Consider the following 16,644-nt stretch of genomic DNA (forward strand, 5'->3'; position numbering starts at 1 on the left):
TAACGGATGTTAACTTTACTTCTAAGTGTAAATAATCATGTTTGAACTTATTGCCGAAGCAGCCTCAAGCATTAATGTTTTTTCAATGGCAAGGCGTATTGCTGCTTTTAATGTTCCTGTACTTATCCATGGCGAAACCGGTACGGGTAAAGAATGTATCGCCAAATTTATCCACTCGATTGCATTTGCGCAGGAGGCTTCAGCGCCTTATATCGGTGTGAACTGCGCCGCTATTCCTGAAAATATGCTTGAAGCAACGCTCTTTGGTTATGATAAAGGGGCGTTTACCGGGGCGGTGGCCACCGTACCGGGAAAGATGGAATTAGCCAATAATGGTACATTACTGCTGGATGAGATCGGTGACATGCCTTTGGCGCTACAGGCCAAAATACTGCGTGTATTACAGGAACAACAGGTTGAGCGTTTAGGTAGTAACCGTCTAATCAAATTAAATTTTCGTTTAATCGCCTGCACCAATAAGAATCTTGAAGAAGAGGTGGCCGCAGGACGCTTCAGAGAAGATCTCTATTATCGCATGTCAGTGATTCCGTTGACCATGCCGCCGTTGCGCGAGCGTATGGAAGACATTATCCCGCTGGCGGAATCCTTTATTAAAAAATACTCCACAGTGCTGGTAAAAAATATCAAGCTTTCTGAATCGTCACGCCGGGCATTACTGAGCTATGCGTGGCCGGGTAATGTGCGCCAGCTTGAGAACGCCATTCAACGAGGAATGATCCTTAATCGTGATGGCGTTATTTATCCCGATACCTTAGGTCTGCCGTCCATTGAGTCCGATTCCTGGAGCGAGCCGCAATGGCAGCCAAAACCCAGTGCGCAAATCACCACCAGCGACAATCTGGGCCAGCATGGTCGCAGCGCGCAGTATCAATATATCGCTGACCTGATGCGCAAATATCAGGGTAATAAAACCAAAATCGCTGATTTATTAGGAATTACCCCACGTGCGCTTCGTTATCGTCTGGCATCAATGCGAAAACAGGGAATAGAAATCTTTTCCTGAATCAGTCTGTGGTACCGAGAACGCTTTTCTAATTTTAAGAGTAGGTCATGAGCATAAATACGATAGCCCCAGCCAGTACGATGCAGACGCAAATGATGCAGGACATGCAGCAGATGAAAGCGGTCGCACAAGCCCCTGTCCTTTCGCCGATGCAGATTAACGCCGTGGGTGCGCAGTCTGCATCATCTCCGGTTTCGTTTGACCGTGTTATGCAGGGCGCACTCAACCATGTTGATCAATTTCAGCAGGTCGCAGAGCAAAAACAAACGGCCATCGAGATGGGGAAAAGCGATGACCTGGCGGGGGCGATGATCGCCAGTCAGCAGGCATCGTTATCGTTTTCCGCGCTGGTGCAGGTACGTAATAAAGTCGCTTCCGGATTCAACGACCTGATGAGCATGTCAGTCTAACGCTATGAATGAACTAATAAAAAAAGTAACTCAGTTTTTACCCTCGTTCTCTTTCAGGCTGGATGGTAATAAACGCCTGGCATTACTGGCGGCAGCGGCTATTGCGGCCACCGCCATTATTGTCAGCGTGTTGTGGAATGGCAACCACGGCTATGTTTCGCTGTACGGTAGCCAGGAGAATATCCCGGTTTCGCAGATAGTCACCGTGCTGGATGGTGAAAAACTGGAATACCGCATCGATCCGCAAAGCGGACAAATTCTGGTTCCGGAAGAGACTTTGTCTAAAACGCGAATGACGCTGGCGGCGAAAGGCGTTCAGGCCATGCTGCCCAGCGGCTATGAGCTGATGGACAAAGACGAAGTGCTGGGCGCCAGCCAGTTTGTGCAGAACATTCGCTATAAGCGGAGCCTGGAAGGCGAACTGGCGCAAAGCATCATGACGCTGGATGCTGTAGAGAGCGCCCGAGTGCATCTGGCGCTCAATGAAGAGAGTTCTTTTGTCGTCAGCGACGAGCCGCAAAACAGCGCCTCGGTGGTGGTGCGGCTGCATTATGGCAGCAAGCTGGATCTCGACCAGGTGAATGCCATCGTGCACCTGGTATCCGGCAGCGTGCCTGATTTGAAAGCTGCGCAGGTCAGCGTTGTCGACCAGGCGGGGAATTTGCTGTCCGATGGTATTGGCGCGGGTGAAGCGGTTTCTGCGGCGACGCGTAAGCGCGACCAGATCCTCAAAGATATCCAGGATAAGACCCGCGCCAGTCTCGCAAATGTTCTCGACTCGCTGGTAGGAAGCGGTAACTACCGGGTAAGCGTGATGCCGGATCTCGATCTGAGCAATATCGACGAAACCCAAGAGCATTACGGCGACACACCAAAGGTGAATCGTGAAGAAACGGTGCTGGATAGCGATACCAACCAGATCGCTATGGGGATCCCCGGCTCGCTGAGTAACCGTCCTCCATTGGCGGCAAATCAGGTGACGAATGGCGCCAATGGAACCGCGCCAGAGGAGTCTCGCCAGCCCGCTGCGTTGTCAAAGCATAGTGAGAACAAACGCGACTACTCCTGGGACCGCAGCATTGAACATATCCAGCATCCCGGTTTCGACATTAAACGTTTAAATGTGGCCGTGGTACTTAACCAGAACGCGCCTGCGTTGAAGAACTGGAAACCGGAACAAACCACGCAATTGACGGCGCTGTTGAATAACGCTGCCGGGATTGATGCCAGGCGTGGCGACAATCTGTCCTTATCGCTGCTTAATTTTGTGCCGCAGTCAATTCCCGTCGAGCCGGTGGTCCCCTTATGGAAGGATGACAACATTCTGGCCTGGGTACGTCTGATTGGTTGCGGCCTGCTGGCTCTGCTGTTGCTGCTGTTTGTTGTACGTCCGGTTATGAAGCGTTTGACCGCCGAACGTCGTCGCACCATAGCACCAGAGCTGGCGCTGGACGCTGCACCGATGGCGATTCCTGCGGATAAGCCCCATTTTGCGGCCGCTGAAGACGAACGCAAAAATATCGAACTGCCTTCTTTCCCTGGTGACGACAGCCTGCCTTCGCAGAGCTCCGGTCTGGAAGTGAAGCTGGAGTTCCTGCAAAAACTGGCGATGAGCGACACCGATCGCGTAGCTGAAGTTCTCAGACAATGGATTACCAGCAATGAGCGAATTGACAATAAATAACGGCAGCAACAACAGCTACCTGGAACAGGCCGCAATTTTATTGCTGTGTCTGGGCGAGGAGGCGGCAGCCACGGTGATGCAAAAACTCAGCCGCGAAGAGGTGGTGCGCCTGAGTGAAAACATGGCGCGTCTGTCTGGGGTAAAAACCAGCATGGCCAAAAAAGTGATCAATAACTTTTTTGATGAATTCCGTGAGCAGAGTGGTATCAACGGCGCATCGCGTTCCATGCTGCAAGGGATCCTCAATAAAGCGCTGGGCACAGAAATCGCCAGTAGCGTGATCAACGGGATTTATGGCGATGAGATCCGTTCGCGGATGGCGCGTTTACAGTGGGTGGAACCGCGCCAACTGGCGATACTGATCTCAGAAGAGCATTTGCAGTTACAGGCCGTATTCCTTGCCTTCCTGACGCCAGAGATCTCGGCCACGGTACTGTCATACATGAATGAGTCGGTGCAAAACGAGATCCTTTATCGGGTTGCCAAACTCAACGATGTAAACCGCGACGTGGTGGATGAGTTGGATCGCTTGATTGAGCGTGGGCTGTCGGTGCTTTCCGAACATGGTTCGAAAGTGAAAGGGATCAAGCAGGCCGCGGATATCGTTAACCGCTTCCAGGGGAACCAACAGGTGATCCTCGATCAACTGCGCGAACGCGATGAAGATGTACTCGAACAGTTGCAGGACGAAATGTACGACTTCTTTATTCTGAGCCGTCAAACCGACGAAGTGCGTCGTCGACTGCTGGACGAAGTACCGATGGAAGATTGGGCAGTGGCGCTGAAAGGTACCGAAGCGCTGTTACGCCGTTCGATTTATGCCGTGATGCCTAAGCGTCAGGTACAACAACTGGAGGCGATAACCTCACGTCTTGGTCCGGTTCCGGTAAGCCGTATTGAACAGATACGCCGTGAAATCATGGGAATTGCCCGCGAGCTTGAGGAAGCGGGTGAAATTCAGCTACAGCTGTTTGCTGAACAGACGGCGGAGTAACACATGGCGATTGAAACCATTCGTGGTCGTTACCGGCTGCATCGTTTTCCCCCTCGCCAGCGCCATCTCCAGGCTGAACAGCTTACGCCGGGGATCACACCGGCGGATTATCAGCGCCAACTGATGGACGGCTTCCAGGAAGGGCTGCAAAAAGGTTTTGAACAAGGGATGACAGAAGGCCAGGAGCAGGGCTTTCAGGAAGGTCATCAGAAGGGACACGATGAAGGCCGTCGTCAGGGATACACTGAAGGCAGCCTGGCCGGGCAGCAGGAAGGGCGCAAGCAGTTTGAACGAGCCGCCCAGCCGCTGGAGGCTATCTCCGGCAAAGTGAATGACTATCTGGCGCACGTTCAGCGCAAACAGCGGGAAGACCTGTTGCAGCTGGTTGAAAAGGTTACCCGCCAGGTGATTCGTTGTGAGCTGGCGCTGCAACCGACGCAGCTATTATCGCTGGTCGAAGAGGCTATTTCGGCTTTTCCGGCGATGCCTGAGTCGCTACAGGTGCTGCTGAGTAACGAAGAATTTAACCGCATTAAAGATGCCGCTCCTGAGAAGGTCGCTGCATGGGGACTGACGCCATCTCCCGATCTGCAGGCGGGCGAATGCCGGGTGATTACCGATAAATCCGAGCTGGATATTGGCTGCGAGCATCGACTCGAGCAATGTATGTCGGCACTCAAAGAGTCGCTGCTGCCGGAGCCGACGGGTGAGTGATCTTTCCAGCTTCGACAACGCGCTGCGTTCCATTGAGTCGATTCCTTTAGCTCGGGTAGCCGGGCGACTGGTGCGCGTGAACGGCATTTTGCTGGAGAGCGTGGGCTGTCCGCTGGTGACCGGCCAGTTGTGCCGCGTTGAAAGCGCCAACCATACGCTGATCGACGCGCAGGCGGTAGGATTTAATCGTGATATCACCTACCTGATGCCCTTCAAACACCCCGTCGGACTGATGGCGGGCGCACGCGTATTCCCCGAAGAAAAAGCTCAGGAGATCCTGATTAGCGAAAGCTGGTTGGGGCGGGTGGTCAATGGCCTGGGCGAACCGCTGGATGCCAAAGGCCGTCTGACCGGCAATGATGTGCTGCCGCCGCAGGCACCGTCTATCAACCCCCTCACGCGTCGGTCGGTGAATCAACCGCTGGATGTGGGTGTAAAAGCAATCAACGGGTTGTTAACTATCGGCAAAGGCCAGCGCGTAGGATTGATGGCCGGCAGCGGCGTGGGAAAAAGTGTGCTGTTGGGGATGATCACCCGCCAGACCAAGGCCGACATCGTGGTGGTGGGGTTAATTGGTGAGCGTGGCCGCGAGGTGAAAGAGTTTATCGATCATTCACTGGGCGCGGAAGGGTTGGCAAAATCTATCGTCGTCGCGGCTCCGGCGGATGAGTCGCCGTTGATGCGTTTGAAAGCCACCGAACTTTGCCACTCTATCGCCGCCTGGTTTCGCGATCGCGGACATCACGTTTTACTGCTGGTGGATTCGTTAACCCGTTATGCCATGGCGCAGCGCGAGATTGCGTTGTCATTGGGGGAACCTCCGGCGACGAAAGGCTATCCGCCATCGGCGTTCGGCATGATCCCTAAACTTGTGGAAAGCGCCGGCAACAGCGAAAGCGAAGGCTCAATGACCGCCATTTACACGGTGCTGGCGGAAGGAGACGATCAGCAGGATCCGATCGTTGACTGTGCGCGCGCGGTGTTGGATGGACATATTGTGCTGACCCGTAAGCTGGCGGAAGCCGGGCATTATCCAGCTATCGATATTGGGCAGTCGATCAGTCGATGCATGACGCAGGTTACATCCAACGAACATCAGCAGTCAGCACGGTTACTGAAACAAAACTACGCCGCCTATATGGAAATTAAGCCGCTGATTCCGTTGGGGGGTTATGTTGCCGGAGCCGATCCCGGCGTTGATAAAGCAGTCAAAGCGTTCCCCGCTATCGAGCGTTTCCTGCGTCAGGAGGTGAGTGAACCCGCCTCACTTGAGCTGGTGCAAAGTCGCTTACAGGCCCTTTTCCCCCAGGCAAAGAAAACGGAAGGTAAATAATCATGCGACAAATTATCGATACCCTGGCGCAGTTGCAGCGCCTGCGGGATAAATCAGTAAAAGACATGACGGTCCAACTGGCAAAACAGCAGCAGGTCTGTACCGGCTTTGATAATAACATCAAAGCACTGGGCTACCTGATTCAAAAAACCGGCACCGGCGTTGAGGCCCCTTCCGTTGAATCTCTCAAAAACGTGACCGGATATAAAGGCACGTTACGCACGGTTATTGCCTGGCAAGAGCAGGAGAAAACGCTGGCAAAAATTAAAGAGCAGCGTATTCAGAAAAACCTCGTTGTGGCGGCCTGTGAAGAAAAAATTGTCGCCATGACGCTCGATGATAAACGCGATGAACTGAACAACGAGGCGCTGGTAAAAGAGCAAAAAGCCGTGGATGAGATAGCCGCGCAGTGCTGGTTAAGACAGAAGACATTGGGGCTGGTATGAAAACGATAATTACGTTTGGTACGTTTGACGTTTTTCATATCGGGCATCTGCGTATTCTGCAACGCGCCGCGCAGTTGGGGGAGCGACTGATTGTCGGTATCTCTTCAGATGCGCTAAATATGCAGAAGAAAGGCCGGATGCCGGTTTACAGCCAAAGCGATCGTATGGGGATTGTTGCCGGACTTAAATGTGTGGACAGCGTGTTTCTCGAAGAGTCGCTGGAGAAAAAAGCGGACTATATTCGCCAGTTTAACGCCGATACGCTGGTAATGGGCGATGACTGGGCAGGGCGCTTTGATAGTTTGTCGTACCTGTGCGAGGTGGTCTATTTCCCCAGAACGCCATCGATATCCACCACCTCTATTATCGAGGTGGTGAAGAAGTTTAAATAAAAAATTATAAGCGATAGTCTTTCCTGACTTTATTTTTATTAAGTAAGGGGGATACAGTTAATCACTGTGTTTATAAGCCAGGTGATAAAGCTCTGAAATGTGTTTTATTTTCATTCCAAATTTAGCGAAAAGGATATCAAGAGATTTGTTTGAATGAATGGTAATATGACCATTTCGTGGGGCTATGTACCAAAAGTTCATTAGCTCAGCCTGGTGTAAGTCATTAGTAAGAGTTGAAAAGAAGTATTTTCCATTCTCTTGGTCCAGAAGAGAGTCTATAATCTCCATCGTTTTGACTGGTGTAGGCGTATGCTCCATTACTTCAAATGAAGTCATAAACTCGAATCTTTCCTCTGGCATCGGTGCTGAATTATTAAATGGATCCCAGCCAACAGCGTCAGCACCATATTCTTTTAGCAACTTCACCAGTTGTCCGTCGCCGCAGCCAAAATCAATCATGCGAAAACTCTTGAGATTTTTGAAGGCATTGCGCAGCAAATTGAAGTTATGAGTAGACCTTTTAGAGATAAAGTTGGGATCATGTTTAGTATACTCTGCATTGTATATATGCTGGGAGTAATCATCATCGGACCACCTATCAAAAGCGTGGGTATATATTAAACCACAGTTGTTGCATTTATAATAATAGATAGCATGACCGCTCAGTGGGTAGTTGTATCTATGCACATTGCTGCCATAGCAAGATGCATTAAAGTCAGTCACTCCATAGAGTTCTGGTGATGAATCGCAAATTTTGCATTGTGGGGATGATGTTGAATGTAATTTCATGAATTTTCTTAATAGTCTCAATGTATCTTTTGGGCAAGAAGTGATTTTTCTTCACTTACGGCTATTTTTATTCTCGATCCATGAATCTAGCTGTTGCTGTAGATGATGAAAGTTATCCGCTAATATCTGTGCCATATCCGCTGAGAAAAAATGCGTGATATGAGGGTGGGCTCCCCCCATACGTTGTCGGTCCACTTTTTTGAGATCGATGTATGGAGTACCTGACTTACTATCTTTTAATAACGTTAAAATATCTAACTGGTTTGCCGGATCGGTTTTCCACAGAAACATCTTGAATTTGCTATCTACTTTCATCAAATGAAAATATTCATTGGTAATAGCATACCCTTTTTTTAAGGGACTTCCCTGGTGTTGGCTTTTTTGTTGTGCAAATAGATTACGGCTAAAGCAGACTTTACGTTGCGGGGTTAAGGCAAAAAATTTATTATCACAACGCATTGAAGGTATATTTGCTAATGTCAAAACCGTGTTATAAATATCAACCATGCTAACCATATGGTTGATATCTGAAGATTTCATTCCCGGGCAAAAGATAAATGCTGGAGTATGAACTAATGCAGTATAAGGCTCTATGCCATGAGCATAGCCACCGTTAAATCCATGCCCCCAGAAATCATCACCATGATCGCCAAAAGCAACGATGATTGTATTATCGAGTTTTTTTGCCTCCATCAGCATTTTAATTGTCTGGCCAACCATCAAATCCATGCTTTGATAGCCACGCTGCCAGCGTTCGAGGCTGCTAGCGCCTCCTTTTTTGATATCATCGTAGTAACAAAGATGGCTACTGAGATTCCACAGATAGAGCGCAAAGGGTTCTGGCCGGGAAACGACTTGCTGCATTTCTGCCAGCATGATTTTCGAGGTGTCATACCAGTTAAAGGTATCCTTTTCACTCCAGATAGCATCGACATTTGCCCAATTTTTTGGGTACCCCATTCCGGCTGTGGTGTACCCGTGCTGCTTCAAAACATCGAAAAGTGCGGGGCATTGGCGATGGATGGAGATGTTTTCCTCAAGATGGGTATTATGTTCTAACGTATTGTCATCCCCATGTAAAAGGTCGCTTAGCGCCATCAGTGAGGAGGTTGCACTAGATATAAAGTTATTGAATCGCAGCGACTGGTTATAGATTTTATTAGTAAAAGGAAACCACTGTCGATGATTAAAAATCGTGTGATTCAGACTTTCAAGGTGTAAAAATATTATATTCTTCTTCATATTATTCACATATTAATAGTTCGAGCATACTGATGTCGAATGTAGGGATAGCGGTGGTAGAGTAAATATCCTGTCTTTCGTGAAAACTGTCATCGATAAATATGGCGTCAGCCTCGTGAATATAATCACTTTTCTTATCGTGTTTACCTAAGTGGGTGATGGTGTCAAAGAAATTGTTAATCCGCCGTTTCGCCAGTTCAGCATAAATATCACCGGCGTGACGCGTGATGAGATGAATCTTTATCCCGCGATTCAGGCACTGACAGAGAAAAGTAAAAACGGGTACGCAAAGTTTATCTTTTAGCACCACCGTATCGTCGTAGTCGATGTACACATGCCGGTAGGTAAAATCATGCGTATAGTGATTGGTTAAGCTGCGGGTAATTTGCAGGTTTTCAGCAAACGGGCGCAATGTGACGTTAACGCGCATACTTTCGTACAATGTCAACATGGCGAAGTTAATACCATTGACGCGATTGAGCGCCATCGTTCCGGCGATACGTGGAGCGACTTCCAGTAACGTCAAAATACCCGCACTGGAACGCTTCAACTGAAAAAACCATGCGCCGTATAACTGTAATCGCTGTGAAATAGCGCGTGCGTAAGTTTCAACTTCCGGCAGACTGACTAACGTTGAGGTCATCGCAATTCCGGCACGTATCCGCGAGCGTACGCGTGGTTGACAAAACAATAACCCCTGCACGCGATCGGAAAAACAGTCCACGGTGAACTCTTCACCGTTTAAATATTCACATATGATCAGGTCATCCCTTTCAGCCTGGATTGATGTCAGTCTCTCTGGGGTATCAACACGTAAAGCTCCCTGCGCGCCTTGTCCGCGGTCAGGTTTAACAAATACGGGCCAGTGCGCGATTTCCGTTGGGACATTGAATACGACTGGAAGGGGGACCGTACCCTTAAGCGCCTGGTAGGTTTTACTTTTAAACCGCGTGATTCGGCATGTTTCCTGCGACGGGCAGAGTACCGTGGCGGAAAATGCCTCCCGGTTTTCAGACAGAAAAAGAAGAGCGTCATCATGAGCCGGAAAAATATAATCAATACTTTCTCGTACAAGTAATGCCTGCAATGCGGGTAGCCCATCCTGATGCGTAACATCAGGCACGATATGATATCCGCATGCATAATGGCGGGCATAGCTGTCGTAGTCGGCACCGGCTAACACCAGGTTAATATTTTTTTCGTAACGCAGAGACAGGTAAATTTCTCGGCCAATCTCGGTCCCCGCAGGGAAGATAAGGACATTGATCATGCGGTAATCAGCTCGATAATAGTACTGAGTTCAGCGGAAGTCATATCTGGATAAATCGGCAGGCACAGCACCTGTTCGGCGATTTGGTTTGCTACAGGCAGCGTCTTTTTACTGGCGCCAGACATGTTTTTGTACATGTTGAGATTAGACAGTAGAGGGTAAAAATAACGACGCGCTAAGATGTTATGACTTTTTAAATGATCATATAACGCATCTCGTGACATTTTATAATCAGGACGCACGAGGATCGGGAAATAGCTGTAGTTACTCTTATGATTTGCATTGCCTGCAGGGATGAAAATTCCTTGCGTATCGGCTAACCGCTCACGATAACACTTATCGATTTTTTGGCGTTTTTCTATTGCCTCATCCACGTACTTTAATTGCAAGAGGCCAAAAGCAGATTGAACTTCATTCATTTTTCCATTGATGCCAGGCGCGACAACGGTTAACTCATCAGCAATACCGAAGTTCTTCAGGTAATCGATGCGTTGTTTGGTATTTTTATCGTAACTAACGATGGCGCCACCTTCAAAGGTGTTGAACACTTTTGTGGCATGGAAGCTCAGTACGGAAAGATCGCCATGGCGCAGAATGCTTCCGCCATAATCTTCTACTGCAAATGCATGTGCTGCATCGTAAATAACCGGAATGCCATAATTGTTTGATATTCTCTCAATTTCAGCGGTGTCGCAGGTTTGTCCGTAGACATGCACCGGCATGATCAATCCTGTTTTAGGGGTAATCGCAGATTCAATCAGATGTGGATTGAGGTTAAAGCTGTGTGGATCAATATCAACAAATACCGGCGTTAACTGGTTCCAGAGAATACTGTGCGTGGTGGCAACAAACGAGTAGGGAGTGGTAATAACCTCGCCTTTAATTCGCAACGTTTGCATAGCGGCGATTAATGCGATGGTGGCGTTACAGAACAGCGAGATGTACGGTACATTTAAATAAGAGGCCAGACTTTCCTCTAGCAGTTGATGCATGACGCCATTATTTGTTAGTTGCTTACTTGACCAAATTTCTTGCAGATATGGCATAAACTCCTCAAGCGGCGGCAGGAAGGGTTTGGTGACCGTGATAAGGTTTTGTCCGGCTTGTTTCATTGCTGAAGATCCTGATAAAATTTTGCGCAAATTTGTTGGTATTGAGCGGGCAGTCTGGCTTTCAGGCTGGTGAGTATCGTGTTTTTTATTTTATTATCAGTAATACTTTTTAAGGCCGCAGAATATAATTGAGGTAATACCTCCAGACGAATGTCACAATAAATGATGGCTTGCACAATATGATATTGTGCTTTGATGACATCTTTATTGTGAACGGCAACGATAAAACCCTGGAAATGCAACAAAGGGTCGGTTGGGCGTTCACATAACAGTTCATCAATATCTTCTTTAATCAGCGTATGATCGGGATGGGCATACTGTTTCCAGCGACTGTTCATCGCCTCTACCCAGGCATCTTCATGTTTCCACTGGTTAAGGATCATCATTCTGTTTCGATACATTAATTTGCTGTTATCTTTTCTGTACCAGGTGTTATTGTCATGTCGACGGTAGTAAGCCACTAAACGCTGGGATGAAATGAAATGGCCCTGGCGGGAAAGCTTCAGGAACATATCCCAGTCTTCCTGCACCAGATCTGGATCGGAACGTTCTATCTTCAGGTAAGCCTCACGGCGGATTAACGATCCGATATACAGGCTAAGATTCCCTGAGACAAGTAAATGATGGAAAACATCGCCATCAAGAAATATATCACTGTAGGGAAAACGCGAACCGTCAGGCATGATGACCTGAATGGCGCTATAGCACATTACGCAGTGTGTATTTTTCTCTAATATATTAACCTGATGAGAGATTTTGGTAGGGGCGATAAGATCATCAGAGTCGACCACGGCAATATATTTTCCTGTGGCCATGTTCATGGCTTCAATGATCGGTTTGTCGCCAGTTTTGTTCTTCTGAGAATAATAGTTGGTATCCCGCAGTATTGTTTTGCAATTATATTTCTGCTGGTATTTTTTAATGATATCGACGGACCGGTCGGTAGAAGCATCATCGACGATAATGACTTCGATATTTTTCCACGTCTGACTAAAGACGCTTTCCAGCGCCTCTGCAAGGAAAGCATCGTGGTTATAACTGGTAACGATAATACTCACTAAAGGCGTTGGCATAGAATAATCTCTGGCTAAAATTATTGTGTTATCAACTAAATAACTTCTCTTGCAGACTAAGTAGCAATCTATTGTTTTGCTGCGGTACCTCAATGAGGTTCGCAATCTCCTGCGCCGCCCGTTTCCCCGCCTGGCCATCCATAAACGCATCACAATAATGGCGGCGAATCTCGGCTAACGGTGCTTCCAGCTCAGTCCAGTCAAATGTGTCAGACAGCGCGCTGCGCAACATCTGTATATCCTGTGCTACCGGGAGAACGTCGCGGATCCGCTGATCCGCGCTGTCTGGGGTCGAGAAACTTTGTTGGCCATCCAGCAGCGAGGTCATCTCTGGCCAGCTCAGTAAAATGACGCGTTTATTCATATGAATGGCGTCAAAAATAAAGCCGCTGCTGTCCGTCAGGATGTAATCCGCCTGTGCCATAAGCGCCAGCAGATGCTGTGGATCGTCAATTCTGTTCTTTAAATAGCGCTGTGCCAGTGCCAGCGAGGCAGCTTCTTCCGGCCTGTGCAAAGTGCCATGATGCAGTTTGGTAACGATATTGTATTCATGGCTTAATCGACTGAGCTGTTGTGCCCAATGAGGGAGCGAATTTAGCGTGCCGTAGGTTGGGGCATACAGGATGGTCTGCTTTTTCGCGTTCAGCTTCAGGTTTTGTGGCAGCGTTTTATCGTAGTTGTGGTTGTGCCACTCATCGAAACGGGGATTGCCCACCACTTTTGCGCTGCCGCCGATATCAAGCGCGTGCTGACTATAGTGGCTGTAGCAGAGAATGCGATGATAAAAGGCGTTCCACCAGGCATGGTTCCACTCTTCTTTCGCCAGTCCATACATCGTGCGCACATGAGTATCTGCCAGCCCGTTTAGCAACGGGGTGTAATAAGGGCTGACAAGACATTTGAAACGCTGACGTTTCTCAATCACCACAGAAAGACGCGTTCCGCCCAATAGGGGATCGTTAATGGTTTTAATTGTTTCGGTCATTTCGTCCAGAAACGACGCGTGTATTTTGTCACTGACCAATAGAGAGCAGGTGTGCCCCATCGCCTGTAGCGCCGTTATGATCGGGCGATAGACCGCGTAGTGCAGTGACGTTTCCATATAGAAACCAATAGCATCTGTTCGGGTGGCAGTTGAAGGAAGCGGGGCATCAGTCAGCGCGTTGACGGTATCGGGTTTCTTATTGATTTTATTGAAGTAGTAGCCGATGTTATCGGTTTCTTTTTTCTCGATATCGCTATAACCCGCACGCTGATAGCAGATGCTCGGATAGCAGGAAAGCCATTTTCCGTCACGTAGCAGCGACTGCCATTGTCCTTCGAGGGTATCGGAGAGGTCATGCTCCATTTGCTGAGCCAGCGTCGGGTAATAGCTGCTGTTGACCAGATAGGCGCAAACCTTATTACAGTCGCGGGCGTGGATCATCCCAGTCAGGCTTTTTAATATGCTTCCGCGTTTAATTTCGCCGCCGAGAAGAATGACCTCCCACGGAAATTTAGGCAGGGCATTAAGCAGCGAGCTAAGTACCCGAATATGTTTTTCTTGTTTCAGAATAACGGCGTCATCTTCAAGCAGCAGGTAATTTTTCCATCCCATTTGTTGTGCCAACTTGAGTGTCCGAAGATGGGATTGGCGGCGACCAATCTGGCCGTTAGTGGCTACTGATGCGGCAAGGCGGGTGACTTTTTCGGCTGGGAACTGGAGAAATGCCAGCTCTTGCTGGATATGCGTTAAACGATCCGGACGTGAGTCCAGATTCACGATCACCACCTGATCGATGTAATCCCACTGGATTGGCTGATGATGGGTGGCGTTATGCAAGCTCTGATACCAGTTTTTCAGCATAGGGTCGGTAATCGCCTGCGCCAGCGGGGTTTCCAGTGGCTCGCTGCTTCCCAACACAAAGTCTTTGTCGAACGTATTTTGGCTGTGTGAGATACAAATAATGGTGCGTTCACCCGGCAATTGCAGCGGGTTTGCGGTGAACTGGTTAGTGAATCCCTTTTCTTCGCCTAAGTTACATTCATCATCGTAACGGTGCTTTTTCAAATAATTGCGATGGTAGCAAAAGGTGCCGTTGAGAATGTTTTGTGGGCCAAAGCTGCGGCTTTTAAACAGGCGGTTGATATGGCTATACCAGATAGGGATCTGATCGGAACCCGAAATCAACGCCCGGTGGCGCTGCATCATGTCGATGGTGTAAGAGATCTTATCTGCCGGATAATAGTCATCGTCATCCATACAGAGAATATATTCACCTACCGCCAGCGCATTGAGCATATTGCGCTTTTTCCCCAGATCGAGTTTTTCCGGGTGATAGATATAGCGAATATTAAATTTCTCCGGATGGTTCTGCGTCAGCCGGTCAATGATCGACTGATTACTTTGCGGGGAATCATCGAGTATCACCAGCTCCCGCCGGTCGGCAGGATAGTCCTGATAACGGAACATATACAGCAAATAGGGTAAGAAAGCGCCGCGGTTCCACGTTGGCGTGATAACGCTGACAAACGGTTTTTTGCGGCCAGTGTCGAGTGTTTTAACAATACCGGGCAAGGCGGGTCGTGCTTTAGGGGATTCAGACATGGTGATGTGTATTCGCGATTCGAAAAAGGACCGGGCATCAGCCCGGCCAACAGGCACTAACGTGTTATCAGGGAGAACGCCGAGAGCAGTGGATCTCCCAGCAGCATGTCCAGAATATGCTGGCGCAACGAGTGGGCGCTCTCGCTGTTGCGCCACGCTTCAAACAGCGCGAAGAGGGCGTAAATTTCGTCATGGTTTAGCGCAGAATCATCCATCGTCCACAGGCAAAACAGAGTGCGAATCATAAAGACGTCAGCCGCCAGCCAGAAGAAACGCAGCAGTGTGCTTTCGCTCTCATGCTGAGGGAAAGTGTCGTGGTACAGGCGATAAATCAGATAGTTGCTGAATATCCATGCCTCTTGAGCAAAGTAGCGCTCATACGTGTTTAGCCATTGAGTCTGCAGCTGCTGCTGAAGCATGGCTTCACTGTTCGCATCTTGCAGCATCAACAGGCTGACCTGCAGGGGTAAGGTCAACTTACGTGTGCTTTCTGGCAACAGATCCCAGTTGAACTCACAGCTGCCCATTTGGGTGATCAGCTCGCGCTGCAGCTGGGGCAGGCTGGGCAGTTGCGCGAACTGATCCTGCAGTTTTCCGCTTTGCGCATGGTCAGCCAGAACCTGCGGCAGCGAGGCCAGCTTCTCCAGCACCGCTTCACTATCGCCTGGGCATTTCTCACTGAAAGAGAGCATGATGCCCAGCGCATACAGGCGCAGCTCCGGCGATAAACCTGGAAGCGTGATGGTATGCAGAGCGGATTGATTCAATACCTGATCGCGTGGGGATAGCGCCGGGCTGTCCGGGTTGGCCGCACATTTTGAATGATGCAAGACAAAGGCATTGGGATCGCCTAATGCAGCCTGACAGCTGGCCGGTTCGGTTAAGGCCAGACTCTGACGCACTTCTGTTTTCCAGCACACGTTAACCCGTAAAGCGGAATCCGGATGGCGGGATAAAAACAACCGGACAAAGTCAGGTTCATAACAATCAATCATACTCATAATCTGTTCTCAGCAATCCCAATATTCAAAATCTGTTTATGACATTGCAATATCCATGCCTGAATTTTTATTTCATTTATATCAAATGGTTAAGCGAGGCGCGGAAAGCGGGTTTCCGCGTCAGGGAAGGAAGTTTAGCGCTGATAAATAAAATCCGGCTCAGTGCCTAAAAAGGCCTGAATAAATTCATACTGGCGGATCAGCAGATCGCCGTTTTTTTCGTTATACGCCTTACAGCGTTTCGCTTTTTGCTCAAGGCTTTGCCACCAGCCCTCTGCGGCACTTTTCTGTACGCCCGGCAACCAGCTAAAGACCTGCTCTATCCCTGTACGATTGACGCTTACGCCCAGCAGTTGCAGGATCGAACGGCGCTGTTGGCTGCTGTTTTGCAACTGCTCATAATGCTGTTGAATAAGTTCATTGATGGCCAGCAGCTCGTCGCTGTCGCGACGGATCATACACAGACGTTGTTGTTCCAACTGGTGTCTGAGCGCGTCATACCGCGTTCCGTCTTCACGAATGCCCTGAAGCAGAGTTTTCACCTGCTGTAGCCTGGTGTTCACTGTTGTAGCC

Annotated in this window: 16 protein-coding genes; 8 read left to right on the top strand and 8 right to left on the bottom strand. The window is 49.0% G+C overall.

The genetic code is table 11. The annotated features are described in order from the left end of the window. Nucleotides 1-37 precede the first annotated feature (37 nt). The 8 genes from OGV71_RS08535 to OGV71_RS08570 are packed head-to-tail and all read left to right on the top strand — an operon-like array spanning nucleotide 38 to nucleotide 6,997. On the top strand, nucleotides 38-1,024 hold the full coding sequence (locus OGV71_RS08535) for a sigma-54 interaction domain-containing protein (protein ID WP_042310449.1): 987 nt from the start codon (nucleotides 38-40) through the stop codon (nucleotides 1,022-1,024). Between the two features lie 47 nt (nucleotides 1,025-1,071). Next, nucleotides 1,072-1,434 carry a flagellar hook-basal body complex protein FliE gene (gene fliE, locus OGV71_RS08540; protein ID WP_016149599.1) on the top strand — a complete coding sequence of 121 codons (363 nt, stop codon included), beginning with the start codon at nucleotides 1,072-1,074 and terminating at the stop codon, nucleotides 1,432-1,434. Between the two features lie 4 nt (nucleotides 1,435-1,438). Continuing rightward, nucleotides 1,439-3,118 carry a flagellar basal-body MS-ring/collar protein FliF gene (gene fliF, locus OGV71_RS08545; protein ID WP_286533053.1) on the top strand — a complete coding sequence of 560 codons (1,680 nt, stop codon included), beginning with the start codon at nucleotides 1,439-1,441 and terminating at the stop codon, nucleotides 3,116-3,118. After that, nucleotides 3,096-4,112: a flagellar motor switch protein FliG gene (locus OGV71_RS08550; protein WP_006685955.1), complete on the top strand. Its 1,017-nt coding sequence runs from the start codon at nucleotides 3,096-3,098 to the stop codon at nucleotides 4,110-4,112. The genes fliF and OGV71_RS08550 overlap by 23 nt, the downstream gene beginning before the upstream one ends. Before the next feature lie 3 nt (nucleotides 4,113-4,115). Then, nucleotides 4,116-4,826, top strand: coding sequence for a flagellar assembly protein FliH (gene fliH / locus OGV71_RS08555; protein WP_003838845.1), 711 nt, complete (start codon nucleotides 4,116-4,118; stop codon nucleotides 4,824-4,826). After that, a complete protein-coding gene (gene fliI / locus OGV71_RS08560; RefSeq protein WP_069219734.1) occupies nucleotides 4,819-6,159 on the top strand; it encodes a flagellar protein export ATPase FliI in 1,341 nt (446 codons plus the stop codon). The genes fliH and fliI overlap by 8 nt, the downstream gene beginning before the upstream one ends. 2 nt (nucleotides 6,160-6,161) lie before the next feature. Next, complete coding sequence (gene fliJ, locus OGV71_RS08565) at nucleotides 6,162-6,605, top strand: flagellar export protein FliJ (protein ID WP_286533055.1); 444 nt, start codon at nucleotides 6,162-6,164, stop codon at nucleotides 6,603-6,605. Then, the gene (locus OGV71_RS08570; RefSeq protein WP_286533057.1) at nucleotides 6,602-6,997 is read left to right on the top strand and encodes an FAD synthase family protein; all 396 of its coding nucleotides are present in this window, start codon (nucleotides 6,602-6,604) and stop codon (nucleotides 6,995-6,997) included. Before fliJ ends, OGV71_RS08570 begins: the two co-directional genes overlap by 4 nt. A 57-nt stretch (nucleotides 6,998-7,054) precedes the next feature. On the opposite strand, the gene OGV71_RS08575 is transcribed toward OGV71_RS08570, so the two are convergent. The 8 genes from OGV71_RS08575 to flgN form a co-directional block, all read right to left on the bottom strand. After that, nucleotides 7,055-7,786, bottom strand: coding sequence for a class I SAM-dependent methyltransferase (locus OGV71_RS08575; protein WP_286533059.1), 732 nt, complete (start codon nucleotides 7,784-7,786; stop codon nucleotides 7,055-7,057). Between the two features lie 51 nt (nucleotides 7,787-7,837). After that, the gene (locus tag OGV71_RS08580; protein WP_257651958.1) at nucleotides 7,838-9,028 is read right to left on the bottom strand and encodes a sulfatase-like hydrolase/transferase; all 1,191 of its coding nucleotides are present in this window, start codon (nucleotides 9,026-9,028) and stop codon (nucleotides 7,838-7,840) included. Between the two features lies 1 nt (nucleotide 9,029). Beyond that, nucleotides 9,030-10,298 carry an ATP-grasp domain-containing protein gene (locus tag OGV71_RS08585; protein WP_286533061.1) on the bottom strand — a complete coding sequence of 423 codons (1,269 nt, stop codon included), beginning with the start codon at nucleotides 10,296-10,298 and terminating at the stop codon, nucleotides 9,030-9,032. Further along, entirely contained in the window at nucleotides 10,295-11,410 is a 1,116-nt protein-coding gene (locus OGV71_RS08590) for a DegT/DnrJ/EryC1/StrS family aminotransferase (RefSeq protein WP_257651956.1), read from the bottom strand. The genes OGV71_RS08585 and OGV71_RS08590 overlap by 4 nt, the downstream gene beginning before the upstream one ends. Then, entirely contained in the window at nucleotides 11,407-12,576 is a 1,170-nt protein-coding gene (locus tag OGV71_RS08595; RefSeq protein WP_286527110.1) for a glycosyltransferase family 2 protein, read from the bottom strand. The genes OGV71_RS08590 and OGV71_RS08595 overlap by 4 nt, the downstream gene beginning before the upstream one ends. Next, entirely contained in the window at nucleotides 12,515-15,070 is a 2,556-nt protein-coding gene (locus OGV71_RS08600) for a glycosyltransferase (protein ID WP_286533063.1), read from the bottom strand. Before OGV71_RS08600 ends, OGV71_RS08595 begins: the two co-directional genes overlap by 62 nt. A gap of 56 nt (nucleotides 15,071-15,126) precedes the next feature. Further along, nucleotides 15,127-16,071 carry a lysine-N-methylase gene (locus tag OGV71_RS08605; protein ID WP_286533065.1) on the bottom strand — a complete coding sequence of 315 codons (945 nt, stop codon included), beginning with the start codon at nucleotides 16,069-16,071 and terminating at the stop codon, nucleotides 15,127-15,129. 134 nt (nucleotides 16,072-16,205) lie between these two features. Then, entirely contained in the window at nucleotides 16,206-16,634 is a 429-nt protein-coding gene (flgN, locus tag OGV71_RS08610) for a flagellar protein FlgN (RefSeq protein ID WP_071696395.1), read from the bottom strand. Between the last annotated feature and the right edge of the window lie 10 nt (nucleotides 16,635-16,644).

The organism is Citrobacter sp. Cf088, assembly GCF_030334295.1.
GTDB classification, from domain to species: Bacteria; Pseudomonadota; Gammaproteobacteria; order Enterobacterales; family Enterobacteriaceae; genus Citrobacter; species Citrobacter freundii.